Origin of the sequence: Ralstonia pickettii (genome assembly GCF_001699815.1) — a bacterium.
GTDB lineage: Bacteria > Pseudomonadota > Gammaproteobacteria > Burkholderiales > Burkholderiaceae > Ralstonia > Ralstonia thomasii.
Window position 1 is genome coordinate 255,283 of the sequence record NZ_MCGB01000025.1, and the last position, 25,312, is coordinate 280,594.

Annotated in this window: 29 protein-coding genes; 20 read left to right on the forward strand and 9 right to left on the reverse strand. The window is 63.7% G+C overall.

The window, feature by feature from the left end; genetic code table 11:
* Positions 1-74 precede the first annotated feature (74 nt).
* The 9 genes from BEK68_RS04325 to ftsB all read left to right on the forward strand — a co-directional run bounded on the left by BEK68_RS04325 (position 75) and on the right by ftsB (position 8,530).
* Positions 75-1,025 carry an alpha-E domain-containing protein gene (locus tag BEK68_RS04325; RefSeq protein ID WP_004626118.1) on the forward strand — a complete coding sequence of 317 codons (951 nt, stop codon included), beginning with the start codon at positions 75-77 and terminating at the stop codon, positions 1,023-1,025.
* A 58-nt stretch (positions 1,026-1,083) separates the two neighbouring features.
* Positions 1,084-1,929: a transglutaminase family protein gene (locus tag BEK68_RS04330; RefSeq protein WP_004626120.1), complete on the forward strand. Its 846-nt coding sequence runs from the start codon at positions 1,084-1,086 to the stop codon at positions 1,927-1,929.
* 82 nt (positions 1,930-2,011) lie between these two features.
* The gene (locus BEK68_RS04335; RefSeq protein ID WP_012435257.1) at positions 2,012-2,914 is read left to right on the forward strand and encodes a hypothetical protein; all 903 of its coding nucleotides are present in this window, start codon (positions 2,012-2,014) and stop codon (positions 2,912-2,914) included.
* A gap of 17 nt (positions 2,915-2,931) precedes the next feature.
* Entirely contained in the window at positions 2,932-3,753 is an 822-nt protein-coding gene (locus BEK68_RS04340) for an alpha/beta fold hydrolase (protein ID WP_012435258.1), read from the forward strand.
* A gap of 91 nt (positions 3,754-3,844) precedes the next feature.
* Positions 3,845-5,506 carry a CTP synthase gene (locus tag BEK68_RS04345; protein WP_012435259.1) on the forward strand — a complete coding sequence of 554 codons (1,662 nt, stop codon included), beginning with the start codon at positions 3,845-3,847 and terminating at the stop codon, positions 5,504-5,506.
* Positions 5,507-5,527: 21 nt separating this feature from the next.
* Entirely contained in the window at positions 5,528-6,382 is an 855-nt protein-coding gene (gene kdsA, locus BEK68_RS04350; protein ID WP_004626127.1) for a 3-deoxy-8-phosphooctulonate synthase, read from the forward strand.
* A 92-nt stretch (positions 6,383-6,474) separates the two neighbouring features.
* Positions 6,475-6,765, forward strand: a complete 291-nt coding sequence (locus BEK68_RS04355) for a DUF1330 domain-containing protein (RefSeq protein WP_004626130.1) — start codon at positions 6,475-6,477, stop codon at positions 6,763-6,765.
* Positions 6,766-6,819: 54 nt separating this feature from the next.
* On the forward strand, positions 6,820-8,103 hold the full coding sequence (eno, locus tag BEK68_RS04360) for a phosphopyruvate hydratase (RefSeq protein ID WP_004626133.1): 1,284 nt from the start codon (positions 6,820-6,822) through the stop codon (positions 8,101-8,103).
* 91 nt (positions 8,104-8,194) lie between these two features.
* Entirely contained in the window at positions 8,195-8,530 is a 336-nt protein-coding gene (ftsB, locus tag BEK68_RS04365) for a cell division protein FtsB (RefSeq protein ID WP_012435260.1), read from the forward strand.
* 57 nt (positions 8,531-8,587) lie between these two features.
* On the opposite strand, the gene BEK68_RS04370 is transcribed toward ftsB, so the two are convergent.
* From BEK68_RS04370 to BEK68_RS04380, 3 genes are all read right to left on the reverse strand, one after another.
* On the reverse strand, positions 8,588-9,001 hold the full coding sequence (locus BEK68_RS04370) for a hypothetical protein (protein ID WP_012435261.1): 414 nt from the start codon (positions 8,999-9,001) through the stop codon (positions 8,588-8,590).
* 105 nt (positions 9,002-9,106) lie between these two features.
* Entirely contained in the window at positions 9,107-10,120 is a 1,014-nt protein-coding gene (locus tag BEK68_RS04375) for an Hsp33 family molecular chaperone HslO (protein ID WP_012435262.1), read from the reverse strand.
* Entirely contained in the window at positions 10,117-10,644 is a 528-nt protein-coding gene (locus BEK68_RS04380; RefSeq protein ID WP_012435263.1) for a gamma carbonic anhydrase family protein, read from the reverse strand. The genes BEK68_RS04375 and BEK68_RS04380 overlap by 4 nt, the downstream gene beginning before the upstream one ends.
* 88 nt (positions 10,645-10,732) lie before the next feature.
* On the opposite strand from BEK68_RS04380, the gene BEK68_RS04385 reads away from it, so the two are divergent.
* Together BEK68_RS04385 and BEK68_RS04390 are read left to right on the forward strand one after the other, a co-directional pair.
* Positions 10,733-11,602: a ferritin-like domain-containing protein gene (locus tag BEK68_RS04385; RefSeq protein ID WP_027693038.1), complete on the forward strand. Its 870-nt coding sequence runs from the start codon at positions 10,733-10,735 to the stop codon at positions 11,600-11,602.
* A gap of 79 nt (positions 11,603-11,681) precedes the next feature.
* A complete protein-coding gene (locus BEK68_RS04390; RefSeq protein ID WP_012435265.1) occupies positions 11,682-12,599 on the forward strand; it encodes an alpha/beta fold hydrolase in 918 nt (305 codons plus the stop codon).
* 8 nt (positions 12,600-12,607) lie between these two features.
* Here the strand turns inward: BEK68_RS04390 and BEK68_RS04395 are convergent, their stop codons facing one another.
* The 3 genes from BEK68_RS04395 to BEK68_RS04405 are packed head-to-tail and all read right to left on the reverse strand — an operon-like array spanning position 12,608 to position 14,626.
* Positions 12,608-12,997 carry a thiol-disulfide oxidoreductase DCC family protein gene (locus tag BEK68_RS04395; protein WP_012435266.1) on the reverse strand — a complete coding sequence of 130 codons (390 nt, stop codon included), beginning with the start codon at positions 12,995-12,997 and terminating at the stop codon, positions 12,608-12,610.
* Positions 12,994-13,539, reverse strand: a complete 546-nt coding sequence (locus tag BEK68_RS04400; protein ID WP_012435267.1) for a DUF4166 domain-containing protein — start codon at positions 13,537-13,539, stop codon at positions 12,994-12,996. Before BEK68_RS04400 ends, BEK68_RS04395 begins: the two co-directional genes overlap by 4 nt.
* A gap of 7 nt (positions 13,540-13,546) precedes the next feature.
* A complete protein-coding gene (locus BEK68_RS04405) occupies positions 13,547-14,626 on the reverse strand; it encodes an NAD(P)/FAD-dependent oxidoreductase (protein WP_012435268.1) in 1,080 nt (359 codons plus the stop codon).
* 150 nt (positions 14,627-14,776) lie between these two features.
* On the opposite strand from BEK68_RS04405, the gene BEK68_RS04410 reads away from it, so the two are divergent.
* The 8 genes from BEK68_RS04410 to BEK68_RS04445 all read left to right on the forward strand — a co-directional run bounded on the left by BEK68_RS04410 (position 14,777) and on the right by BEK68_RS04445 (position 21,888).
* Positions 14,777-15,637 (forward strand): 3',5'-nucleoside bisphosphate phosphatase, encoded by an 861-nt coding sequence (locus BEK68_RS04410; RefSeq protein ID WP_012435269.1) that lies wholly within the window; start codon positions 14,777-14,779, stop codon positions 15,635-15,637.
* Between the two features lie 13 nt (positions 15,638-15,650).
* A complete protein-coding gene (locus BEK68_RS04415; RefSeq protein ID WP_004626152.1) occupies positions 15,651-16,274 on the forward strand; it encodes an L-threonylcarbamoyladenylate synthase in 624 nt (207 codons plus the stop codon).
* A gap of 66 nt (positions 16,275-16,340) precedes the next feature.
* On the forward strand, positions 16,341-17,006 hold the full coding sequence (locus tag BEK68_RS04420) for a site-2 protease family protein (RefSeq protein WP_004626153.1): 666 nt from the start codon (positions 16,341-16,343) through the stop codon (positions 17,004-17,006).
* Between the two features lie 21 nt (positions 17,007-17,027).
* Positions 17,028-18,230: a tryptophan--tRNA ligase gene (locus tag BEK68_RS04425; RefSeq protein ID WP_004626154.1), complete on the forward strand. Its 1,203-nt coding sequence runs from the start codon at positions 17,028-17,030 to the stop codon at positions 18,228-18,230.
* Positions 18,231-18,240: 10 nt separating this feature from the next.
* A complete protein-coding gene (locus BEK68_RS04430; protein WP_012435270.1) occupies positions 18,241-18,807 on the forward strand; it encodes a class I SAM-dependent methyltransferase in 567 nt (188 codons plus the stop codon).
* Between the two features lie 118 nt (positions 18,808-18,925).
* Positions 18,926-19,810, forward strand: coding sequence for a 4-hydroxy-tetrahydrodipicolinate synthase (gene dapA, locus BEK68_RS04435; RefSeq protein ID WP_012435271.1), 885 nt, complete (start codon positions 18,926-18,928; stop codon positions 19,808-19,810).
* 61 nt (positions 19,811-19,871) lie between these two features.
* Positions 19,872-21,068 carry an outer membrane protein assembly factor BamC gene (gene bamC / locus BEK68_RS04440; RefSeq protein WP_012435272.1) on the forward strand — a complete coding sequence of 399 codons (1,197 nt, stop codon included), beginning with the start codon at positions 19,872-19,874 and terminating at the stop codon, positions 21,066-21,068.
* A gap of 34 nt (positions 21,069-21,102) precedes the next feature.
* Positions 21,103-21,888, forward strand: a complete 786-nt coding sequence (locus tag BEK68_RS04445) for an MBL fold metallo-hydrolase (RefSeq protein ID WP_012435273.1) — start codon at positions 21,103-21,105, stop codon at positions 21,886-21,888.
* Between the two features lie 156 nt (positions 21,889-22,044).
* Here the strand turns inward: BEK68_RS04445 and BEK68_RS26350 are convergent, their stop codons facing one another.
* Together BEK68_RS26350 and BEK68_RS04450 are read right to left on the reverse strand one after the other, a co-directional pair.
* Positions 22,045-22,176 carry a hypothetical protein gene (locus BEK68_RS26350; protein ID WP_283159861.1) on the reverse strand — a complete coding sequence of 44 codons (132 nt, stop codon included), beginning with the start codon at positions 22,174-22,176 and terminating at the stop codon, positions 22,045-22,047.
* A gap of 240 nt (positions 22,177-22,416) precedes the next feature.
* Positions 22,417-23,646, reverse strand: a complete 1,230-nt coding sequence (locus BEK68_RS04450) for a cupin domain-containing protein (protein ID WP_004626159.1) — start codon at positions 23,644-23,646, stop codon at positions 22,417-22,419.
* 11 nt (positions 23,647-23,657) lie between these two features.
* On the opposite strand from BEK68_RS04450, the gene BEK68_RS04455 reads away from it, so the two are divergent.
* On the forward strand, positions 23,658-24,182 hold the full coding sequence (locus BEK68_RS04455) for an FKBP-type peptidyl-prolyl cis-trans isomerase (protein ID WP_012435275.1): 525 nt from the start codon (positions 23,658-23,660) through the stop codon (positions 24,180-24,182).
* 50 nt (positions 24,183-24,232) lie between these two features.
* Here the strand turns inward: BEK68_RS04455 and BEK68_RS04460 are convergent, their stop codons facing one another.
* Positions 24,233-25,309, reverse strand: coding sequence for a metallophosphoesterase (locus tag BEK68_RS04460; RefSeq protein ID WP_012435276.1), 1,077 nt, complete (start codon positions 25,307-25,309; stop codon positions 24,233-24,235).
* Positions 25,310-25,312 lie beyond the last annotated feature (3 nt).

The following is a 25,312-nucleotide window of genomic DNA, read 5'->3' on the forward strand; positions in this document are numbered from 1 at the left end:
ACGCACGCGCAGCGACGCAACCTGGCAATCGATTGATCGATCCACCGCATATCGGATACGTAGAAGGGAACGCCATGCTCAGCCGCACCGCAGACCACCTTTTCTGGATGGCGCGCTACACCGAACGCGCCGAGAACACCGCCCGCATGCTCGACGTGAACTACCAGACCTCGCTGATGCCGCAATCGGCGGAAGTGGCGGAGCAGGGCTGGTGGGCGATGCTCGATATATCCGAACTCACGCAGGTTTTTGCCGACCGCTATGGCTTGCTTTCGCGCGACGACGTGATTGACTTCATGGTGCGCGACATGACCAACCCGTCGTCGATCATGAGCTGCCTGCGCGGCGCGCGTGAGAACGCCCGCGCCGTGCGCGGCTCCCTCACAACGGAAGTGTGGGAAACCATCAACACCACGTGGCTCGACGTGCAGCGCCTGATTGCCGAAGGCATGCTGCGCGAGGATCCGTCGCAGTTCTTTGAGTGGGTGAAGTTCCGCTCGCATCTGTCGCGCGGCGTGCAGGTCGGCACCATGCTGACGGACGACGCGTTCCACTTCATGCGGCTGGGCACGTTTCTGGAACGCGCCGACAACACTGCGCGGCTGCTGGACGTGAAGTTCCAGTCCACGCCCACACGCGATGAAGCCGCCGCAGAGCAGGGCGACTTCTACCACTGGGCCGCCACGCTGCGCTCCGTGTCGGGTTTCGAGGTTTATCGCAAGATCTATCGCAACGTCATCACGCCGACGCGCGTGGCGGAACTGCTGATCCTGCGCAGCGACATGCCGCGTTCGCTGCTGGCCAGCATGGACGAGGTGGTTGCGATTCTTTCGACCGTGCGCAACAGTCAATCGGCGGAGACGGAGCGTCGCGCTGGTAAACTGCACGCCGACCTGCGGTACGCCCGCATCGAAGATATCTTTTCGGTCGGCCTGCATGCCTGGCTGACCAACTTCCTGGAGCGGATCGGCGACCTGGGCAACGGCATCAGCCAGGATTTCCTGGTGCCGCTCGAGGTCGCATGACCCTGCAGGGCATTGTGCATACATCGGGGCGCCGCTTTCGGGCGGCGCCCGTGTCATCGTGAAATACCAAATTCGACATACGACGGTCTACCGTTATGCCGAGCCGCTGCGCCACAGCGTGCATGAGCTGCGGCTGACGCCTCGCAGCGGCGAGCTGCAGCAGGTGGAGAGCTGGCAGATCCACGCGCCTGGCAACCTCACGCGCGCCACCGACGGTTTCGGCAACATCGTCCACCACTTCACTCTCGGCAACCGTACGGAAGACGTCATCATCGACGCGCGCGGCATTGTCGAAGCGTTTCCTGCGGGCTCGCCTGGCAGCCAACGGTTTGTCGAAGCACGCGAGCAGGGGCGCTATCGCGTTTCGCCGCTGTATTTTCTGAGCGCCACGCCGCTGACTTCCGCGCCCGCCGAGATGATCGACTTTGCGCGCGAGCATGCACTGGTGCACGGCGACGCAGAATCTGCCGTGCGCCTGGCGCAAGCCATTGCCACGCGTGTGCGCTACAAGCCGAACACCACTCACGTCGGCACGGCCGCTGCGGAGGCGTTTGGCCTGGGCACGGGCGTATGCCAGGACCAGGCGCAGGTGATGGTCGCGTGCTGCCGGGCACTGGGCGTGCCGGCGCGCTATGTCAGCGGCTATTTCCAAGCCGTGGGCGAGGAAGACCTTGCCAGTCATGCCTGGGCCGACGTCTGCCTCGATGCCGAATCCCACACGTGGTGCAGCATCGACGTCACCCACCAATGCTTTACCGATGCGCGCCATATCCGGTTGGCGGTCGGGCGTGATTACCAGTCGGCTGCGCCGGTTCGCGGCGTGCGGCAGGGCGGGGGTGCTGAGACGCTGGATGTCAGCATCTCCATCGAGCCGCTGCCCGCCGAGGCTGCGCAAGTGAATTGAGCATCTCTTCCAAGCGCGCGGATGGGTTCTGATCGCCGCGCTAGAATGCCCTCAACCACCGTTTCCGTTTGTTGTTTCGCCCATGACTTATTGCGTCGCCATGCGCCTGGACGCAGGCCTTGTGTTCCTGTCTGACTCCCGTACCAACGCGGGCGTGGATGCTATTTCCACGTTCCGCAAGATGACCGTCTTCGAGCGCGAAGGCGATCGCGTCATGGTGCTGCTGACGGCCGGCAATCTCGCCATCAGCCAGGCGGTGCGCCAGGTGCTGACCGAAGCGCGCGGCAAGCCGCGCTCGCTGTGGACGGCGCGTGACATGTTCGAGGCGGCCACGATCGTGGGCGAGGCCGTACGAGACGTCTACGACCGCGACGCCGCGGCATTGGCCAAGGCCAAGATCGACTTCAATGTCAGCATCATCTTTGGCGGGCAGATCGGCGCAGAGCGGCCGCGCCTGTTCAACGTCTACGCGGCGGGAAACTTCATTGAAGCGACGCCCGAGAACTGCTATTTCCAGATTGGCGAAGCCAAGTACGGCAAGCCGATCATCGATCGCGTGGTCAGCCCCGGGCTGCCGCTGGATGAAGCCGCAAAATGCGCGCTCATCTCGATGGATTCGACGCTGAAGTCCAATATTTCGGTGGGCTTGCCGCTGGATCTGCTGGTCTACGAGGCCGACTCGCTGCATGTGACGCGCTTTGTCGCCATTGATGAAGAGAACCCATATTTCACGATGATTCGCGGCACATGGGGTAAGCGGCTGCGCCAGGTGTTTGCCGAAATCGACGATCCGGATTGGGAAACCGGCACTTCGCCGTCGTATCCGCTGCGCCGCGAGGGACATCCCTCCGCAGAGGTTGAGCCCGTACGCATTGCGCCGCCTGCCGCCGACGCGCCAGCGGCGCCGGACCGTGCGCCCGGCCCCGCGTTGGAACAGGTTTCGACCATCCAGCGCGTGGCTGGCGGATCGCAGAAGTCGCACTGAACGGCACAGGATCTGCGATGCGCGATGTGATGCTCTTTTCGCATGCCAACGGCTTTCCCGTCGGGACGTATCGCAAGATGCTGGGCGTGCTGGGTGACGAATTCGACATCCGCGCGGTGGAGCGCTTTGGGCACGATCCACGTTTCCCCGTCACACGTTCGTGGCCTGGCCTGGTGAAAGAGCTGCTTGCGGAAATCGACGCGCAGCCCGAGCCGGTCTGGCTGGTAGGGCACTCGCTGGGCGGTTTTTTGAGCTTGATGGCGGCACTTCGTCGGCCCGAGCGCGTGCGCGGCGTCGTGATGCTTGATTCACCGATCATTGCGGGGTGGCGCGCCAAGCTGCTGCGCGTTGCGCAGTGGCTGGACATTGATGAGAGCCAATCACCTGCCGCAGCAACGAAGAACCGGCGCCACCTGTGGCCTGATCTCGACTCCGTCTGGAGCCACTTCAAGGCCAAGCGCAAGTTCGACCGTTGGGACGAAGACGTGCTGCGCGACTATGTCGAGCATGGTACAGAGCCCACCGGCCGTGACCATGAGCGCACACTGCGTTTCTCTCGCGAAATCGAATACCAGATCTACCGGACCTTGCCGACCAACATGGGGCGAAAGGTTGCGGGCGGCACGGCGTTTCCGGTCAGTTTCGTGGCAGGCACCCGCTCGCGCGAGATTCGGCAGGTCGGACTGGGCGCCACCCGGCGCATCGTCGGCAGCAGGCTGCGCTGGATCGAGGGCAGCCACCTCTATCCGATGGAAAAGCCGCTGGAAACGGCCGGGTTGATCCGCGAGTTGATCCACGAAATGCGCGCCAACGCAGGCTCCATGCCGCACGCCGCATAGGCAAGACCGCGCTGGGGCAAATTCCACCGTTCTGTCACGGATCGGAGAGGGGACCTTTGCTATAATCCGGCTTTCCCCGGCAAGCTAGGTCATGACCAAGTTCGTATTCGTTACCGGTGGCGTAGTGTCCTCACTCGGCAAGGGCATCGCCGCCGCCTCGCTCGCGGCCATTCTTGAGTCGCGCGGTCTCAAAGTCACCCTCCTCAAACTCGATCCCTACATCAACGTCGACCCGGGCACCATGAGCCCGTTCCAGCACGGCGAAGTGTTTGTGACCGAGGACGGCGCAGAAACCGACCTCGATCTTGGCCACTACGAGCGTTTCGTCTCGGCCAAGATGCGCAAGGCGAACAACTTCACCACCGGCCAGATCTACGAATCCGTGATCCGCAAGGAGCGTCGCGGCGAGTATCTCGGCAAGACGGTGCAAGTCATTCCCCATATCACCAACGAAATCCAGGCGTTCATCGAGCGCGGTGCTGCGGCATCGCACGACGGTAAGGCCGATGTGGCAATCGTGGAAATCGGCGGTACGGTGGGCGATATCGAATCGCTGCCGTTCCTCGAGGCCGCACGCCAGATGAGCCTGCGCCTGGGTCGCAACCAGGTGGCGTTCGCGCATCTGACGCTGGTGCCGTTCATCGCCAGCGCCGGCGAACTGAAGACCAAGCCGACCCAGCATTCGGTGCAGAAGCTGCGCGAAATCGGTGTCCAGCCGACCGCGCTGCTGTGCCGCGCTGACCGCCCGATTCCCGACGATGAGCGTGCGAAGATTTCGCTCTTCGCCAACATGCCGCAGGACGCGGTGATCTCGGTGTGGGATGTCGACACCATTTACAAGATCCCGCAGATGCTCAACGAGCAGGGGCTGGATCGCATCATTTGCGAAGAGCTGCGCATCGAAGCTCCGCCGGCGGACCTGTCGGTGTGGGCGCATATGGTGCACACGCTGGAAAACCCGCAGCACGAGATCACCATCGGCATGGTCGGCAAGTACGTTGACCTGACCGAGTCGTACAAGTCGCTGATCGAAGCGCTGCGCCACGCCGGCCTGCACACTTCGACGCGCGTCAATATCGAGTACATCGATTCCGAAGAACTGGAATCGGGCCATACGCAGGTGCTGGATACGCTGGATGCGATTCTGGTGCCGGGCGGCTTTGGCAAGCGTGGTACGGAAGGCAAGATTCGCGCAATCCAATACGCTCGTGAAAAGGGTGTGCCGTACCTGGGCATCTGCCTGGGGATGCAGTTGGCCGTGATCGAGTTTGCACGCCATCTGGCCGGCATGAAGGACGCCAACAGCACGGAATTCAACGACGAGACCGAGCATCCGGTGGTCGCGCTCATCACCGAATGGCTGGATCGCGATGGCCGCGTCGAAAAGCGCTCGGCCGACTCCGACCTGGGCGGCACCATGCGCCTGGGCTCGCAGCGCGTGCCGGTGCAATCGGGTACCAAGGCAGCGGCGATCTACGGCGCGGAAGTCAACGAACGCCATCGTCACCGCTACGAGGTGAACAACCACTACGTGCCGCAGCTTGAAAAGGCCGGGATGATCATCTCCGCGCGTACGCCGTCGGAAAACCTGCCGGAAATGATGGAACTGCCGGCGTCGATGCACCCGTGGTTCGTCGGCGTGCAGTTCCACCCGGAATTCACCTCGACGCCGCGTGACGGCCACCCGCTGTTCAAAGCCTACGTGGAAGCCGCGCTGGCACATCAGCAGAACACGCAACGCGCTGCCGCCTGAGCGCCGGCACACGGGAACATCATGAAACTCTGCGATTTCGAAGTCGGCCTCGACAAACCGTTCTTCCTGATTGCCGGCACCTGCGTGATCGAATCCGAGCAGATGGCGATCGACACCGCCGGTACGCTCAAGGAGATCACGGGTGCGTTGGGCATTCCGTTCATCTACAAGTCGTCGTTCGACAAGGCGAACCGCTCGTCGGACGCTTCGTTCCGCGGTCTGGGCATGGAAGAGGGGCTGCGCATTCTGTCGGAGGTCCGTCGCCAGGTGGGCGTGCCGGTGCTGACCGACATCCACGAGATCGACGAGATCAAGCCGGTGGCCGAAGTCGTGGACGTGCTCCAGACGCCGGCGTTCCTGTGCCGCCAGACCGATTTCATCCGCGCCTGCGCGCAGAGCGGCAAGCCCGTCAACATCAAGAAGGGCCAGTTCCTCGCACCGCACGACATGAAGAATGTCATCGACAAGGCGCGTCACGCTGCCCGCGATGCCGGTCTGCCGGAAGACAACTTCATGGCCTGCGAGCGCGGCGCCTCGTTCGGTTACAACAACCTGGTGTCGGACATGCGCTCGCTGGCGATCATGCGCGAGACGGGGGCGCCGGTGGTGTTCGACGCCACGCATTCGGTGCAATTGCCGGGCGGCCAGGGCACCAGTTCGGGCGGCCAGCGGGAGTTCGTGCCGGTGCTGGCTCGTGCCGCGATCGCTGTGGGGGTTGCAGGTGTCTTCATGGAAACGCACCCCGATCCCGCATGCGCAAAATCAGATGGCCCGAATGCTGTGCCGCTGCGGCGCATGAAAGACTTGCTGTCAGTACTGAAAGAACTGGATGCGCTCACCAAGCGCAGCGGTTTCCTGGAAAATCAGTTCGACTGATTTCCCCCGATGACCGGCGGCTCTACCAGCCGCCGCTGTCGTTTTCGGTTCAGCCCAGTTCAGTTTTCGTTTCGGCATCCGGAGAGAGACACATGGCCGCTGGCTACATCCTCGCGTACGTGGACGTGACAGACCCCGTGCAGTACGAGCAATACAAGACGCTGTCGACCAAGGCCATGCAAGCGCACGGCGCCGAGCCGCTGGTGCGCGGCGGCAAGACCGAGCCACTGGAAGGCGAGTGGAACCCTACCCGCATCGTTGTGCTCAAGTTCCCGAGCTACGATGCCGCCAAGACGTTCTACAACAGCGAGGAATATCGCGCTGCGCGCAATGCGCGCGCCAACGCTGCCAACATGAACATGATCGTGGTCGAAGGCATTTAACCTGCCTGTCGATCTCGTAGCGTTACCTGCTTTAAGACACCAAGAGGGATTTTCATGAGTGCCATCGTAGATATCATCGGTCGCGAAGTGCTGGACTCGCGCGGCAACCCCACCGTCGAATGCGACGTGCTGTTGGAATCGGGCGTGATGGGCCGTGCCGCGGTGCCGTCGGGCGCATCCACCGGCTCGCGCGAAGCCATCGAACTGCGTGACGGCGACAAGTCGCGCTACCTGGGCAAGGGCGTGCTCAAGGCCGTCGAGCACATCAACACCGAAATCTCCGAGGCCATCATGGGCCTGGACGCGTCGGAACAGGCTTTCCTGGACCGTACCCTGATCGATCTGGACGGTACCGAGAACAAGAGCCGCCTGGGCGCGAACGCCATGCTGGCGGTGTCGATGGCGGTTGCCAAGGCTGCCGCTGAAGAAGCCGGCCTGCCGCTGTACCGCTACTTCGGCGGTTCGGGCGCGATGCAGATGCCGGTGCCGATGATGAACATCGTCAACGGCGGTGCACACGCCAACAACAGCCTGGACATCCAGGAATTCATGGTGATGCCGGTTGGCCAGTCGAGCTTCCGTGAAGCCCTGCGCTGCGGTGCAGAGATCTTTCACGCGCTGAAGAAGATCCTGGCTGACAAGGGTATGAGCACGGCCGTAGGCGATGAAGGTGGCTTCGCACCGAACTTCGCCAGCAACGAAGAATGCCTGAACACCATCCTGTCGGCCATCGAGCAGGCTGGCTACAAGGCCGGCGAAGACGTGCTGCTGGCGCTCGACTGCGCAGCTTCCGAGTTCTACAAGGACGGCAAGTACCACCTCGAAGGCGAAGGCCTCCAACTGTCGTCGGAAGACTTTGCCAACTACCTGGCGAACCTGGCTGACAAGTTCCCCATCGTGTCGATTGAAGACGGCATGCACGAGAGCGACTGGGCGGGCTGGAAGGCACTGACCGATAAGCTCGGCAAGAAGGTGCAACTGGTGGGCGACGACTTGTTCGTCACCAACACGAAGATCCTGAAGGAAGGCATCGAGAAGGGCATCGCCAACTCGATCCTCATCAAGATCAATCAGATCGGTACGCTGACCGAGACGTTCGCGGCCATCGAGATGGCCAAGCGCGCTGGCTACACCGCCGTCATCTCGCACCGTTCGGGCGAAACCGAAGACAGCACGATCGCCGACATCGCCGTTGGCACGAACGCTGGCCAGATCAAGACCGGCTCGCTGTCGCGCTCGGACCGCATGGCCAAGTACAACCAACTGCTGCGCATCGAAGAAGACCTCGGTGATATCGCCAGCTACCCGGGCAAGTCGGCGTTCTATAACCTGCGATAATTCCTCGCAGTTTTGCCCTGCATGACTGTGCGACCGCCGCTCTGGCGGTCGCATGGCATTTGGGGCCCGAGTCCTGCCAACGCTTGTCTCTATGCGCCTGATTACGCTGTTCCTGCTGCTGTTACTGCTTGCCATCCAGTACCCACTCTGGCTGGGCAAGGGTGGTTGGTTGCGCGTGTGGGACATGCAAAAGCAGGTGACGGCACAGAATCAGCGCAACGCTGAACTGAAGCAGCGCAACACCAAGCTCGAAGGTGAAGTGAAGGATCTGAAGGAAGGCACGGGCGCCATTGAAGAGCGCGCGCGCTATGAGCTCGGGATGGTGAAGGACGACGAAGGCTTCGTGCAATTTGTCGCCCCGGCCCCGAAAACCAGCGAGACTCCGCTACCGCCGCCCCCTCCGGCGGGTCAGCAGGCGCATCACTGAGCCCGCCATGCGAACGCGTCCAACAGACGCGCTCGCCTTGACGACAATTTCCGGGTTTTACCAGTAGTACGGATAGCCCCACACGGGTGCACCGTAGCTGACGCCCCAGCCGCCCCGGTGGCGCCATCCGCTGCCGTAATACACCGAATAGCCTCCGTAGTACGGGTACGGTGCGTAATACGGCGCCGCAGCATAGGCACGCGCCTCGGCATCGCGTCTGATGGCTTGATCCGATTCGCGCAGTGCCTTGGCATTCAGCGCATCCAGCTTTTTGCGGTCTTCCGCCGACAACGGCGCCGGTGCCGCAGCCTGCGTATTGTCCGGTAGCCGGGCGGTGTAGGGCGTGCCTCCCGGTCCACGCGGCACGGCAACACAGGCTGACGCCAGCAGCGCGGCCCCGATCGGCAACGCCAGCGCGCCAGCACGAGAGAAATTCAACGATCGCAAGGACGAAGAAGTGAGCTTGGACATGGTGCGCTCCGCAGCAAGCGGCAGATGAGGGGGCTGGCGATTTAGAGCGTGGGCGGCACTGATAAGTGCCGCGCGCTACGCGCACTTCATACTATGTCGCCGTGTTCAGTGGCGCTGGTCGGATGCGCCCTGAATACCCTGCGCGACAGTGTCTTGTGCGAAGAGCTGTGCACAATCCACGGCGTCGAAGCTGTAGTGCTGGCCGCAGAATTCGCAGTCGATTTCCACCTTGCCGCGTTCTTCCAGAATGCTGTCGACCTCGGGTTGGCCGAGCGAACGCAGCATGGATCCCACGCGCAGACGCGAGCACGAGCAGCGGAAACGCGGGCTCTGCGGCTCGAACATGCGGATGCCGGCGGCTTCCATTTCTTCCCAGTACAGGCGCTTGATGAGCGTGTCGATGGGCTGCCCGAGCAGTTCGTCGCGGCGCAGCGTCTTGCCGAGCTGGCAAACGCGTTCCCACGTGTCGAGGTCTTGCTCCTGCACGTCCTTGTGCAGAGGCTGGCCGGTCTCGCCCACCTGTGCGAACACATGGCCCGTGCGGCCTTCCATCGCACCGCCATACGAAGGCAAGCGTTGCAGCAGCATGCCCGACGCGACCTTGCCGTCGGCAGCCAGCCATAGACGCGTGTCGAGCTGCTCGGAGCTTTGCATGTAGTGCTCAAGCACTTCGGTGATGCTGGCGAGCGGCCCGTTCTCGTCCGACAGCGGCACGATGCCCTGATATGGCTGCTGGCCGGGCAGCTTGTCTTGCGGATCGAGCGTGATGGCGAAGCGCCCGTTGCCGTGCACGTTGACCATGGTGGCCAGCGTGGCGTCGTCGGCAATCTCGGCACCTTCGGCAATCTTGGCCGTGGCCCGCATCGACAGGTCGGAGTTGCACTCCACGACCAGCATGCGCACCGGGCCGTCGCCGTGCAGTTGCATCACCAGTGCGCCGTTGAACTTGAGGTTGGCCGACAGCAGCGCAGCAGCGGCCATCATCTCGCCCAGCAGCGTGCTGACCGGGGCGGGGTAGCGGCGGCGGTTCAGCACTTCTTGCCACGTGCCTTCCAGGCGCACCAGTTCACCGCGCACGGGCGCAGCGTCAAATACAAATTTCTTCAGCTCGTCAGTCATCCATCAATCCGTTTCAGTTGCTGCTTGTACATCGCCTGACGCACTGCATACGTTTCGGTGTTCAGGTGCATCTTGGCAATGTCGTCTTCCGTCAGTTTGCGCACGGCCTTCGCAGGCGCGCCCAGAATGAGCGTGCCGTCTTCGAAGACCTTGCCTTCGGTGACGATCGCACCCGCGCCCACCAGGCAGTTCTTGCCGATCACCGCGCGATTGAGCACCACCGCCTGGATGCCGATCAGAGAGCCTTCGCCGATCGTGCAGCCATGGAGCATGGCCTGGTGGCCGATCGTTACGCGGTCGCCGATGTTCAGCGGGCAACCCGGGTCGGTGTGCAGCACCGAGCCTTCCTGCACGTTGCTGGCCTCGCCCACGGTAATCGGCTCGTTGTCGCCGCGGATGACGGCACCGGGCCACACGCTCGCGCGAGCCTTCAGCTCCACGCAGCCGATGACGGTCGCTTCCGGGGCCACATAGGCGTTGGCGTCAATGGTCGGTGCAACATCGCCGAGTTGGTAGAGGGCCATGCGATCGGTCTCCAGAGTCTGCTTAGGTGGGGGAAAAGAGCGCGTCTTCAAGCTTGCCGGGCAAGGCAGGCCGATGCGTCGAATTAAAATGGCGGAAAGTCCAAATTGTACGCTGATGACCGCTTCGCAACCTCGCCACCAAACGCCCGCTGACACACTGCGCCATGCTGCCCTGGCCGCGCTGTGTCTCACCGATCCGGCCAGCAAGGTGGACGCCACGCTGCGTCTGGGCGAGCGCGCCAAGAACGCCGACGACGCGAGCTGGGGCATTGACGAGGCCATTGCGGCACCAGCAAACGGTGTCCCCGGCCGCCCCGCCGTACCGGTGCTCGTGCCGCCGTCCGAGGTTCCGCGCCGTCGTGCGATCGATACGCCACGCGGTCGCGGCGCGCTGCTGCACGCGCTCGCGCACATCGAATTCAATGCCATCAATCTTGCACTCGACGCGGTGTGGCGTTTTGCCGGGATGCCCACGGCGTTCTACCAGGACTGGACGCGCGTGGCGGCGGAAGAAGCGACGCACTTTTCGCTGCTTTCTGCCCATCTGGCCACGCTCGATTGCCGCTACGGCGATCACCCGGCCCATGACGGCCTTTGGCAGATGACGGAGAAAACCGCCGCCGATCCGCTCGCGCGCATGGCGCTGGTGCCGCGCACGCTGGAGGCGCGCGGGCTCGATGCCTCTCCGCCAATCCGCGCCAAGTTGGCGCAGGCGGGCGACATGGCCGCCGCGGGCATCCTCGACATCATCCTGCGCGACGAGATTGGCCACGTGGCGGTCGGCAACCGCTGGTACCGCTGGCTGTGCGAGCGCGCGGGGCTCGATCCCGTGCCGACGTATCGCAAGCTGGCCGAGCAATACGGTGCGCCGCGTTTGCGCGGGCCATTCAATCTCGAGGCGCGCCGCCAAGCTGGTTTCGACGACGACGAAATCGCCGCGCTGGAAGCCTCGTTCTAAGCGCCACGGCGCAGCTCATCCGCCGCTATAATCCCGAGAAAAAGAACGATCGTTCGATTTATATTCGGTGACGGAAACCATGAACTCCACCACACAGCCTGCCGTGCGCCTGGCATCCCGCTCGACGTACCTGCCCGTGCGCGGCCTGCGCTACCACATCCGCGAATGGGGCGAGCCGGGTGCGCCAATCCTCTTCCTGTTTCACGGGTGGATGGATGTGTCGGCATCGTTCCAGTTTCTGGTCGACGCGCTGCGCCAGCGCTGGCATATCGTGGCGCCGGATTGGCGCGGCTACGGCCAGACCGCCCGGCCCACGGACGCCCCCGGCGTCGAGAGCTACTGGTTTGCCGATTACGTGGCCGACCTCGAAGCCATCATCGACCACTACCAGCCGGAAGGGCAGGTGACGCTGGTCGGGCACAGCCTGGGCGCCAACGTGGTTTGCCTGTACGCGGGTATCCGGCCCGAGCGCGTGCGGCGCGTGGTGGATCTGGAAGGCTTCGGCATGTCGGCGTCGAAGGCATCGCAGGCGCCGCGCCGCTATGCGCGATGGCTCGACGAGCTGAAGGACAAGCCGCGCCTGAACACCTACGCGACCGTCGAGGACGTCGCCGCGCGCCTGCAGAAGACCAACCCACGCCTGCCGGCCGACAAGGCCGCATTCCTGGCGCAACACTGGTCGAGCCAGAATGCTGACGGCCGCTGGGAGATCCTCGGCGACCCCGCGCACAAGATCATCAATCCGCAGCTTTATCGGCTGGATGAGGTGATGGAAATCTGGCGCCGTGTTACCGCCCCCGTGCTGCACGTCGAGGCAGTCGATTCGCCCACACTAAAAGCCATTGCTGGCGACGTGCCGCTGGCCGAGTTCAAGACGCGCTTTACGGCGTTTCCTGATTTCCGTGAGGTGCTGATTGCGGATGCAGGGCACATGCTGCATCACGATCAGCCTGAACAGGTGGCCGCGCTGATCGAAGAGTTCTGTTTGCAGCGCTAAGCGGCAGGTCAATCAAGAAACCGCTGCGCCGCGCCGGGCGGCGGCAGAATGCAGGTGTCTGACCGCCCAAACCATCGATAGCGATTGCGTGCAACGCGGCGATACAACGCGTCGCGCAGCGTTGCGGGGATCAACCAGCCGATCCAGGCCAAGCGCCACGGCCAGCCAAGCGCATGCAGGATGCGCAGGACGGCCGCGCTTTCACGCCACGCACGGCCGTCTCGCACGAAGAGCACGGTATCCACGTCATCCGGATTCACGCCGGCCTGCGCGAGCAGCTGCCGCCCAGTTTGACCCTGCATGGACGCGAAGCGCAGCAACCCTTGCCGGTCATGCCGCAGCAGAAACTGGATGGAGCCGCTGCACAGCAGGCAGTGCGCATCGTAGACGACGATCATTCGCGCTCCATCGTCGACAGGTCGAGATAACCTCGATACGCCGCTACCACGCCGAGCAACGGCACACTGGCACGCACGTTGAACCGGAAGCGGTCACCGTCACCGGATTCCTCGGCCAACACGGCGGGCCGCAGCCAGGCAGGGCAAGGGATGCCGAGGAAGCGCAAGCCTTCCAGACGCATGCGCAATACGGCGTGATTCGCCTCCAGCGAAAAGAACAGGCGCACCGCGCCGAGCCGCTCTGTGAGGTACCCCCGGTGCAGCGACAAGGTCGAGCGCATCGTGTGGCGGGGAAACTGGCGCGTCCAGATTTCTTCTGTGCCGGCGGTGTTGAGCGTGATTCGGAGCGGGCCACGCGTCGGTGTCCGCGGCGTGCGAATGCACCATGCAAGCATGCGTGCGAGGTGCGAGGCTGGCGGTTCCGTTTCGACTTCGCCGTGCAGCGTCACCGCGCCGGTCAGGCGGTGGAAGGTTTGCACGGCCGGCGCCAGTTCCGCATATCTCGCACCAAGCACGGTTTCGTAGAGCGACGGTGCGCGCATGCGAGACTTATTCCGCCGTTACATGCAGTTTCGTCTGCAGCCCGGCGTCGTTGCTCGAATGCGTATGCACCAGCGTCTTGTCCGGATTCGCATACCGGTAGGCGCGCCGCAGCGCCATCGCCACTTCATGGAAGCCCGACAGAATCAGCTTCTGCTTGTTCGGATACAGCGCGATATCGCCCGCCGCGAACACGCCCGGGCGCGAGGTCTCGTACGCCGTTGTTTCCACCGTGATGCGGCCGGCGCGCATCTCCACGCCCCAGTTGACAATCGGGCCTGGCTCGGAAACCAGACCATACAGGGCGATCAGTTCATCGCAGGGCAGAACGGTTTCGCCGTCGCGCCCGCGGATGGCTGCGCCGATGAGCGTGCCGTCGGGCGTGCTGTCCAGGCGCGAAAGCATGCCGAGCACGAAATCCATTTCGCCGGCGACGACGGCGGCGCGCATTTCAGCAACGCTGGCATCGGCTGCGCGGAAGCCCTCTCGCCGATGGACCAGTGTCACGCGTGCGGCGACTTTGCGCAGCGCGAGCGCCCAGTCGAGCGCGGAATCCCCGCCGCCGGCAATGACGACGCGCTTGCCCGTAAAGCGCGCGGTGTCGCGCACGGCATAGTGCAGATGGCGGCCTTCCAGTGCGGCCGCTTCAGGCAAAGCCACACGTTGTGGGGTGAACGCGCCGTTGCCTGCCGTGATGAGTACGGCGGCGCAGTCGAACACGTCGCCGGCGCTGGTGGTGACCCGAAAGCGCCGGCCGTGCTCGTTTTCCAGCGTTTCCACGGTTTCGGCCCGGCGACCACACAGGATGGGGTAGTTGAACGGCGCGCACTGGGCCATCAGCCGATCGACGAGTTCCTGTGCGGTGCACGACACCAGCGCCGGGATGTCGTAGATGGGTTTTTCCGGGTACAGCTCTGTGCATTGACCACCCGGGCGGTCCAATGCATCCACCAGCACACACGACATGCCAAGCACGCCCGCCTGGAACGCCGCGAACAGGCCTACCGGCCCAGCGCCCACGACAAGCACGTCGGTGCGTTGCTCCACGGGCTGGGGGGAATCGGCGTTGAGAGTGGCGGCGGAAGTCATGACAAAGCGAAGAAAACGAAACAATGCGGCCACTATAGCCTGCAGCAAGCGGCCCGCCGCGAACACCGCCACGGGCAGTCGGGTCTTCCGGATGCCGATCCGTGGGGGGGCAGGGCCCCCGGTTGCGCGCCGCAGCAGTAAAATGGCGAAATGCCAAATCTCTCCGCCGCCTCCGCCCGAAATGCCGATCTGCACTGCCACTCCACGGTGTCGGACGGCATGCTCGCGCCGCACGAAGTTGCCGCGCGCGCTGCCGCCCACGGTGTGACGCTCTGGGCGTTGACTGACCACGACGAAGTGGGTGGACAGGCCGCCGCGCGCGAAGCCGCAACGGCCCTGGGCATGGATTACCTCTCGGGTGTGGAGATTTCCGTGACGTGGGCGGGGCGCACGCTGCACATCGTCGGCCTGGGCATCGATCCGGATAACGCCGATCTGGCGCAGGGCCTGGAACGCACGCGCTCCGGCCGCTGCGCGCGCGCTGAAGACATCAGCGCCGCGCTTGCCAAGCTCGGCATCGAAGGCGCCTACGAAGGTGCTTTGCGCTACGCCGGCAACCCGGACATGGTCTCGCGCACCCATTTCGCACGCTTCCTCGTCGAGCACGGTCACTGCCGGGACATCCACGAGGTGTTCGACCGCTATCTGGGCGACGGCAAGCCGGGCTACGTGCCGCATCGCTGGGCGCGCCTGGCCGATGCGATCAACTGGATCAAGGGCGCGGGCGGCGTCGCAGTGATGGCGCATCCGGGGCGCTACACGTTGTCGCTGGTCGAGCACGGTGCGCTGTTTGATGAATTCAAGGCGCTGGGCGGCGAGGGGGTCGAAGTCGTCACCGGCAGCCATACCCCCGACCAGTACGCGCTGTACGCCGACGTAGCCCGCCGTTACGGCCTGCTGGCATCGCGCGGTTCAGACTTTCATGGCCCCGGCGAGGGCCGCGTCGAACTCGGCACACTGCCGCCGCTGCCCGACAACCTGACGCCGGTGTGGAGCCGGTGGATGTCCTGAGCGCGCGGCTGCCATGTCCCAGTTCTTCCAGATCCACCCGACCACGCCGCAAGGGCGCCTGATTCGCCAGGCGGCGGAGATCATCCGCGCCGGCGGCCTGGTCGCGCTGCCCACCGATTCCTGCTACGCGCTCGCCTGCCATCTGGACGACAAATCGGCCGTCGAGCGCCTGCGCCGCGTGCGCGGCATCGACGAAAAGCACCACCTGACATTGATGTGCCGGGACCTTTCCGAGCTGGCCACGTTCGCGCGTGTCGACAACAAGCAATATCGCGTGCTGAAGGCGGCCACACCGGGGCCGTTCGTCTTCCTGCTGGAGGCGACCAAGGAGGTGCCGCGCCGGCTTTCGCACCCGTCGCGCAAGACGATCGGCCTGCGCGTACCGGAACACGCGATTCCCCTGGCGCTGATGGCGGAACTGGGTGAGCCGCTGCTCTCCGCCACGCTGCAACTGCCCGGCGATGACGAACCCCTCAACGAGGCCGAGACCATTCGGGATCGGCTTGAAAAGCAGCTTGAACTCGTCATCGACGGCGGCCCGGCCCCGGCCGAACCCACCACCGTCATCGACCTGACGAGCGGCGAGCCCGAACTTGTGCGCCAAGGCCGGGGTGATCCGGCTCGCGTGGGCCTGTAGGCGAGCCCTTGGCGCGTGCTTCGGTGGCGCCGTGCCGCGGCGCGCGCTTGCTACAATAGCTCGCTTATGGACCCCACACTGATCCAGAACATCGCGGTTTACGCGATTCCCGTCCTGTTTGCCATCACGCTGCATGAGGCGGCGCACGGTTACGTCGCCAAGCATTTCGGCGACGATACAGCCTATGTCATGGGCCGCGTCAGCATCAATCCGCTGCGGCACATCGATCCCATCGGCACGATTGCGATGCCGCTGTTGCTGTATTTTGCAACCCAGGGTGCCTTTGTTTTCGGCTATGCCAAGCCGGTGCCGGTGCGCTTCGACCGTCTGCGGGACCCGCGCTGGCATGGCATGTGGGTGGCGCTGGCGGGGCCCGTCACCAACTTTGTCCAGGCGATCTTCTGGGGCGTATTGGCGGTGGTGTTCGCGGTGGGCGGCGTGAACGAACCGTTCCTGATCGGCATGGCGCGCGCTGGCATTCTGGTCAATATGGTGATGGCCGCGTTCAACATGTTTCCGCTGCCGCCGCTCGATGGCGGGCGCGTGCTGGCAGCACTCCTGCCACCTCGGATGGCGCTCGGTCTGTCGCGCATCGAACCGTTCGGCTTCTTTATCGTGATGGCGTTGATTATTTCCAACGTCATCACCAACGTCTGGATGCGCCCGATCATGGCGCTGCTGTTTCAACTGCTGCAGTGGATTCTGAGTCCGCTGCAGATGCTGTTTTCCTGAGTCTTCAACCCCATTTCCCACATGTTTCCTGACCGCGTTCTCTCTGGCATGCGTCCGACCGGTGCTCTGCACCTGGGGCATTACCACGGCGTCCTGAAAAACTGGGTCCGGCTGCAAGCCGAATACCCGTGCTTCTTCTTCGTCGCCGACTGGCATGCGCTGACCACGCACTACGAGTCGCCCGAGGTGATCGAGGAATCGGTGTGGGAAATGCTGATCGACTGGCTCGCTGCCGGTGTCGATCCGACGCAGTCCACGCTGTTCATCCAGAGCCGTGTGCCCGAGCACGCGGAGCTGTTCCTACTGCTCTCGATGGGCACGCCGCTGGGCTGGCTCGAACGCGTGCCGACATACAAGGACCAAATCGAGAAGCTCAAGGAGAAGGACCTCTCCACCTACGGCTTCCTCGGTTACCCGCTGCTGCAAGCCGCCGACATCCTGATCTACCGCGCCGGCTTCGTGCCGGTGGGCGAAGACCAGGTGCCGCACGTCGAGATGACGCGCGAAGTCGCCCGCCGCTTCAACTACCTCTATGGCCGCGAACCAGGTTTCGAAGAGAAGGCGCTGGAAGCGGCCAAGAAGCTCGGGGGCAAGCGCGCCAAGCTGTATCTGGAGCTGCGCACTGCCTACCAGGAGCGTGGTGAAGACGAGGCCCTGGAGCAGGCCCGCGCGCTGCTGGCCGAATCGCAGAGCCTGTCCATGGGCGACCGCGAACGCCTGTTCGGCTATCTGGAAGGCGCCCGCAAGATCATCCTGCCCGAACCGCAGGTGCTGCTGACCGAGGCATCGCGCATGCCGGGTCTTGATGGCCAGAAGATGTCCAAGTCGTACGGCAACACGATCCGCATGCGCGAGGACAAGGAAACCGTCGAGAAAAAGGTTCGCACCATGCCGACCGATCCGGCTCGCGTGCGCCGCACCGATCCGGGCGACCCGGACAAGTGCCCGGTCTGGCAGTTGCATCAGGTCTACTCTGATGCCGACACGAAAGAGTGGGTGCAAAAGGGTTGCCGCAGCGCCGGCATTGGCTGCCTGGAGTGCAAGCAGCCCGTGATCGAGGGCATCCTGCGGGAGCAGCAGCCGATGCTTGAGCGCGCCCAGAAATACATCGACGATCCGTCACTGCTGCGCGCCATCATTGCTGATGGCTGCGACAACGCCCGCAAGGTTACGCAGGAGACCATGCGCGAGGTGCGCGAGGCGATGGGTCTGTCGTACAGCTGATGGGCTGTTGATGTCTGCTGTCGCGTCTGATTCACACACGTTCGCTGCGCCCTCGCCGTGGGTGGTGCGTTGGGCGGCTGGACTGCCGGCTGGCGCCTCCGTGCTGGACGTGGCTTGCGGCAGTGGACGCCACGTGCGCTGGCTGGCCGCACGCGGTCTACGCCTGACTGGCATCGACCGCGATGCGGCCGCGCTGTCGGGCCTCGTCGGCATCGCCGAAACCATCGTCGCTGACATCGAAGGCGGCCCCTGGCCGTTGCCTGCCGGCGCCACTTTCGATGCCGTTGTCGTCACGAACTATCTGCACCGACCGCTTTGGCCGCACTTGCTGGCGGCCGTCGCGCCGGGCGGCCGGCTGATCTACGAAACTTTCGCCGACGGAAACGAAACCGTCGGGAAGCCGTCGAACCCGGCATTCCTGCTGGCACCGGGCGAACTGCTCGATGCCGTGCGAGGCCAGATGCGGGTGATCGGCTACGAAGACGGTTTTCTCGCATCGCCCCGAGACGCTTACGTGCAGCGGATTTGCGCGGTTCGCGAGCCCTCAGGGGCGGTTGCGCCGCGCTACGCACTTTGAAGTTGCTGAGGACGGCGGCTTACCCGTCTCTTGGCGGGTCTCAGATGTGGCGAATCCGTTCTGACGATCCGGTACAATCCGACTGTTTACGTTCACGCTTTTGTCTGCTTTCGAAACCATGATCCAGATTTCCGGCAGTCTCGTCGCCATCGTCACGCCCATGCACGAGGACGGCAGCCTTGATTTCCCGTCCCTGCGCAAGCTCATCGACTGGCACATCGCCGAAGGCACCGACGGCATCGTGATCGTCGGAACCAGCGGCGAATCGCCGACCGTGTCGGTGGAAGAGCACCGTGAACTAATCCGCGTGGCGGTCGAGCAGGCCAACAAGCGCATTCCCATCATTGCCGGTACCGGCGGCAACTCCACCACCGAGGCGGTGGAGCTGACGGCCTACGCCAAGCAAGTAGGCGCTGATGCCTCCCTGCAGGTCGTGCCGTACTACAACAAGCCGACGCAGGAAGGCATGTATCTGCACTTCCGCAAGGTGGCCGAGTCGGTGGATCTGCCGGTCATTCTGTACAACGTGCCGGGCCGCACCGTGGCCGATATGACGGTCGAAACCATGCTGCGTCTGGCCGAAGTGCCGGGCATCATCGGCGTGAAGGAAGCCACGGGCAACATCGACCGCGCCGCGCACCTCATCAAGGGCGCACCGGCCTCGTTCAAGATTTACAGCGGGGATGATCCGACGGCCATCGCGCTGATGCTGCTGGGTGGCCACGGCAACATTTCCGTGACGGCCAACGTGGCGCCGCGTGCCATGCACGAACTGTGCGTTGCCGCCATGCGCGGCGACGTGGAGACGGCTCGCCGCATCCACATGCAACTGCTGTCGGTGCACAAGAACCTGTTCGTCGAGTCGAACCCGATTCCCGTCAAGTGGGCTCTCCAGGCCATGGGCAAGATGGAAGGTGGCATTCGCCTGCCGTTGACGCCGCTGGCACCCCAGTATCACGAGGTTGTGCGCGCATCCCTGAAGGATGCCGGGCTGCTCTCCTGATTGTTTCAAGGCGCTTCTCAGGCCCTTAAGCCATCGTTCTCATCTGAAGGATCGCAAGTCAATGAAACTGCACCAAACCCGTCGCGGGGCTGTGGCGACGTCCGCTCAACTGTTGCTGGCCGCGCTGTCGGTTGCCCTGATTTCCGGTTGCGATACCGTCAATGAGGTGATGCAGCCGGACCGCATCGATTACAAATCGCAGGCCAAGAAAGGCCCGACGCTTGAGGTCCCGCCCGACCTGACCGGCATCCAGGCTGACCGCCGCTATGCCGCACCGGACACGGGCACGACCACGCTGTCGGCGTATACGTCAACGGCGCCCAAGGTCACGACGCCCGGCTCGGGCACCGAGAATGTGCTGCCTGCCGTGTCCGACATGCGTATCGAGCGTGATGGCAATCAGCGCTGGCTGCTCGTGAAGACCACGCCGGATGCCTTGTGGCCGCAATTGCGCACGTTCTGGCAAGAACTGGGCTTCCTGCTGGTGATCGACTCGCCCGAGACCGGCATCATGGAAACCGACTGGGCTGAAAACCGCGCGAAGATTCCGCAGGACATCATCCGCCGCACCGTCGGCAAGGTATTCGATGGCTTGTACTCGACGTCTGAGCGTGACAAGTTCCGCACCCGCATCGAGAAGGGTCCGAACGGCACGGTCGAAGTCTACATCTCGCACCGCGGCGCGCAGGAACAACTGGTCGGTTCGTCCAAGGACCAGACCGTGTGGACGCCGCGTCCGGCCGATCCGGAACTCGAAGCCGAATTCCTGTCGCGCCTGATGCAGCGGCTGGGCGCCAGCAAGGAGGCCGCACAGCAGAAGCTCGCGCAAACGCAGGCAGCGCACCCGGTGCAAGACGGCACGAAGGCTGAACCGGCCCCGCGTACCGGCCCATCGTTGCTGACGCAGTCGAATGGCCAACCGGTCCTGCAGGTGCCGGAGCCCTTTGATCGCGCATGGCGCACCGTGGGCTTGGCGCTGGATCGCGTGAACTTCACCGTGGATGACCGCGACCGCTCGCAAGGGGTCTACTTCGTTCGCTACGCTGATACGCGTGCCGAAGCCAACGCACCGGGCTTCTTCTCGCGCCTGTTCTCGGGCACGAAGATCGAAGACCTCAAGCGGGCCAAGCGTTACCGCGTGGTCGTGAAGGATGCTGGCACGTCTTCGACGGTGCTGGTGCAAAACGACGATGGCTCCGCGCAGACCGGCGACATCGGCAAGCGCATCCTGTCGCTGCTCGACGAGCAACTGCGGTAATCGGCATCATGCAGTACGGCTGCCTGGGTGGGCGATGACACTGAGATTCGCCAGCCTTGGCAGCGGCAGTGAAGGCAATGCGCTGCTCGTGGAATCCGCGAGCGGCGCGACGTGCACGCGCATCCTGCTGGATTGCGGATTCGGTATCCGCGAGACTGTGCGGCGGCTCGAGCGCCTGGGCTGTACGCCCGAATCCCTCAACGCCATCCTCGTCACGCACGAGCATAGCGATCACGTTGGCAGCGCCTATGCGGTTGCCGCCAAATTCAATATCCCGGTCTGGACCAGTCACGGCACGTATCGCGCCACGGAAAACCTGCGCGGCGCCGACCGTGCAGCCGTGCGTTTCTGTCGCGCCGACGATATGTTCTCCGTCGGCGATCTGCAAATCTTGCCTTACACCGTGCCGCACGACGCGCGCGAGCCGCTGCAGTTCGTCTTCAACGACGGCGCGCGGCGCTTGGGCGTGCTGACCGATGCCGGCATGTTGACGGAATACCTTTGCGCCCATCTGGCAGGCATGCACGCCCTCGTGCTCGAATGCAATCATGACCGCGAGATGCTGGCCAATTCAGCCTATCCGTGGTCATTGAAATGGCGTATCGGTGGAGATTTCGGCCATTTGGCCAATGACATTGCAGCCGCGATCCTTACGCGCGTTCGCCACGACGCGTTGCATACGGTCGTTGCTGCGCATCTGTCCAAGCAGAACAACACGCCGCTATTGGCTGCTGAGGCGATTGCCGTGCCGCTGGGGGCTCGCACTGAAGACGTGCCGATTGCGGATCAGGAAGAGGGCCTGCTTTGGTGCACCGTTTGAGGGCGGCTGGTCCGATCGACGCGGCTTGTAAGATTCAGAAACAACTTTGAATGGCGGATGGGTCGCGTAGTTGCTGCTCGGAGTTCCAACGCTAGATGGGCGCCCATAAAAAAAGCCGACCTGAAGGTCGGCTTTTTTGTCTCGCGAGAAACGCGATTATTGCTTGGCAGCCGGGGCCGAAGCAGCAGCATCCGGAGCGGCGGCCGGAGCAGCGGCTTCTTCCTTCTTACCGCAAGCAGCCAGAGCCACAGCAGCCATCAGCGAGGCGATCAGGAGAGACTTTTTCATTTTTTCGATCCTTAAACTGAATTATGGAAAGCGGACAACAGAAAGCGCGATGAATAATTACCGGTAATTATCGCTCAGGTACTACACCTTCTTCTATGCTGGCAGCCAAGCCGCACGAGGACTGCTCGGCTTGCAAGCTAGCGTCGGATTATAGCGGCCTTTACCTACTGTGTGTAGCTGAGTCGGGGCTGACGCACGTGCGATTCAGACGCTTTTGTAACGATCTGTTTCAATGCGGAATCATCGTTGCGCGGGTCCAGCCAGCCTGAGCCAGCCTTCTTCGTACCAAGCGTGCAGCGTATCCATCAGATCTGGCAAGCCGGCCGCCGCATCCACGGATGCAGCGCTCGCACGACGTGCGTCCGCCAACGCGGAGAGCCACGCAAGCAGCGTTCCCGATGGTTCAAACGTATCGCCGTTGATCCAGAAGCGTTGCGCGTCATACAGCGCCTGCGTGCGCGCGTCCAGCACGATGCCTTCCTTGCGCGCCCGAGCCGTGAAGCGGGCAAGCGGCAAGCGGGGCTGCGTGACGAAGTCGACGTGATCCTTGGGTTCGGAAAGGTACGCGCCGAGGAATTCACCGACGAGTTCAGGCGTCCAGCGCAACGCGTTGAGCTTCTGGACAAGGGCCTTGACCATGGCGGCCGGCAGTTCGCCGGGGTGGGTGGTGGGCTTCTGTTCGGGATCGGCGTAGCGGCCGTCGAAGTTGGGGTCGTCTTCCAGCGTTTGCGACAGGAAGCCCAGGAAGTGGCCGGCCAGTTCGCGGTACGACGGTGAGCGGAAGCCGATCGAATACGTCATGCAGTCGCCCTCGGCCACGCCGTCATGTGCGTAGTGCGGCGGCAGATACAGCATGTCGCCGGGCTCTAGTACGAATTCCTCTTCGGGCTGGAAGTTGGCGAGGATCTTGAGCGGCAGATCGGGGACGAGCGTGAGATCGTCCTGGGCTGAGATGCGCCAGCGGCGCCTGCCGTGGGCCTGCAGCAGGAACACATCGTACGAATCGAAGTGCGGGCCGACGCCGCCGCCGTCGGTTGCGAAGCTGATCATCACGTCATCGAGCCGCGCGTCGGGAATGAACCGGAAACGCTGCATCAACGCTTCGACCGCCGGCTCGACGAGGTTCGCGCCCTGCACAAGCACCGACCAGTTGCGTGTCTTGCGCGAGGGCAGCGGGCGTTCGTCGAAGGGGCCGTGATTGAACGACCAGCGCCCGCGCGATTGCGCGATCAAGCGGGACTCGACATCGGGGCGCGCAGCCAGGGCAAGTACACGTTCAGGCGAGAGCGGAAAGTGCAGCGCACGCATCTCTTCGGGGGAGAGTGCCTGCCGGATCAGCAGAGGCTTCTTCTGCCAGTGCGTGCGCATGAAATCGCGCGGTGACAGCCCGCCGAGGAGTTGCGCCGGATGCCCCGCTGGAAGAGCAGGTTGGACGCCGCCATCGGCAGCGTATAATGGGACTTCGTTCATGGAGTGCGCAATTGAAAATCGCGAAGAATACGGTAGTGTCGGTGGCTTACAAACTGTCCGACGCGCAGGGCAACGTCATCGAGGAATCCGATGAGCCGATGGTGTATTTGCACGGCGGCTATGATGGCACGTTCCCCAAGATCGAGGAAGCGCTGGACGGCCAGGAACAAGGCTTCGAGACCAAGCTGCAGCTCGAACCGGACGACGCTTTCGGTGACTACGATCAGGAGCTGATCAAGATCGAGCCGCGTGATCGCTTTCCGGAACCGCTCGAAGTTGGCATGCAGTTCGAGGGCGTGCCCGAAGATGGCGACGAGGAAGATGCCATCGTCTATACAGTCACCGACGTGGCGGAAGACAAGGTTGTGCTGGACGGCAATCACCCGCTCGCCGGCATGGCGCTGCGCTTCGAACTGAAGGTGACCGAAGTGCGGGAAGCCACGGCTGAAGAGATCGAGCACGGCCACGTGCACGGTGAAAATGGCCTTGAAGTGGTGGACGAGGACGAGGACGATAAGCCGCACACGCTGCACTGATCGGCAAGTCCATCAAGATACGAGAACGGGAGCTTCGGCTCCCGTTTTCTTTATTGCGCCGGCGCTGGCGTGATTTCCGGCGCTGGGATGGGGGTGTTGTCAAGGCGGCGGCTGCGGGTATGGAACAGCGGCGTGCGGCCTGGCGTGACGGAGACTTCCAGCCAGCGATCGAGCACCGGCGAACCATAGGTGCGTGCGCGCATGACATGCGCGTCCGGGCGGCCGTCTTCGTCTTTGAGCGGGCGGTCGAGCATGAACGTCTGGCTGGCGCCGTGGATGAGCAGGACGGCACCGTCGTAGTCGCGCGTGAGCGCTCGCAACTGACGCTTGAGTGCAAGGTAGCCGTCATGCGAGCGGCGGCGCAGCCAGCCGTCGAACAGATTGGGTGCGCGGCGCCGTTCCCAACCGTCTTCAAAGAGTGGATCGGCCTGCATCATGACGACCACGCCCGCCATCTTGCGTTGGCGCGCGACGGCAAAGGCGCGTGCGAGCCATTGGCGATTGGCTTCAAGGCGGTCTTCGTATTCGCCGTTGCGCCCGCCCGCGGTCTTGTAGTTGTTGTTGTCGCCGGGCACGTTGAGGGTGACGAACAGCACGTCATTCATCGTCCAGCGCGTGTTTTCGCGGTAGCTGCGGAACTTCGCCTGGTCGGACTGGCGCATGACCGTCATGGTGCGCTGGCCGAGCGTGTTGTCGTCGGGGTAGAACAGCTCGCGCAGGCGCAGCAGGCGCTCCACCGGGTCGAAACTGCCCGCGGCGGGGCGCTGGCAGTCGCTCCAGTCGTGGTCGCCCGGGATGTAGATGACGGGCGCGATCAGGCTGTCGAGCAGGTCATGGCGCGCTTCGAGCAGCGTGTCGGAACACGCTTCATCGCGGCCCTTGAGGTTGCCCAGATGGACGACGAAGGCGGGGTGTTCGGCGTCGATGGCGTCCAGCAGTGCGCGCACGGGGGCGACATCCTCGGCGCGGTCGGGCACGTTGCCGATCACCGTGAAGGTGAAGGCGCCCGGCGCGTCAGGTGCAGAATTCGCGACCTTGGGTGCAGCTGGTACAGCCACCGGCATCAGCATCGCCAACGCCATGGCGATGCATTGAAACGTGCGGGAAACTGCGCCGAGCCGGGTCATCGG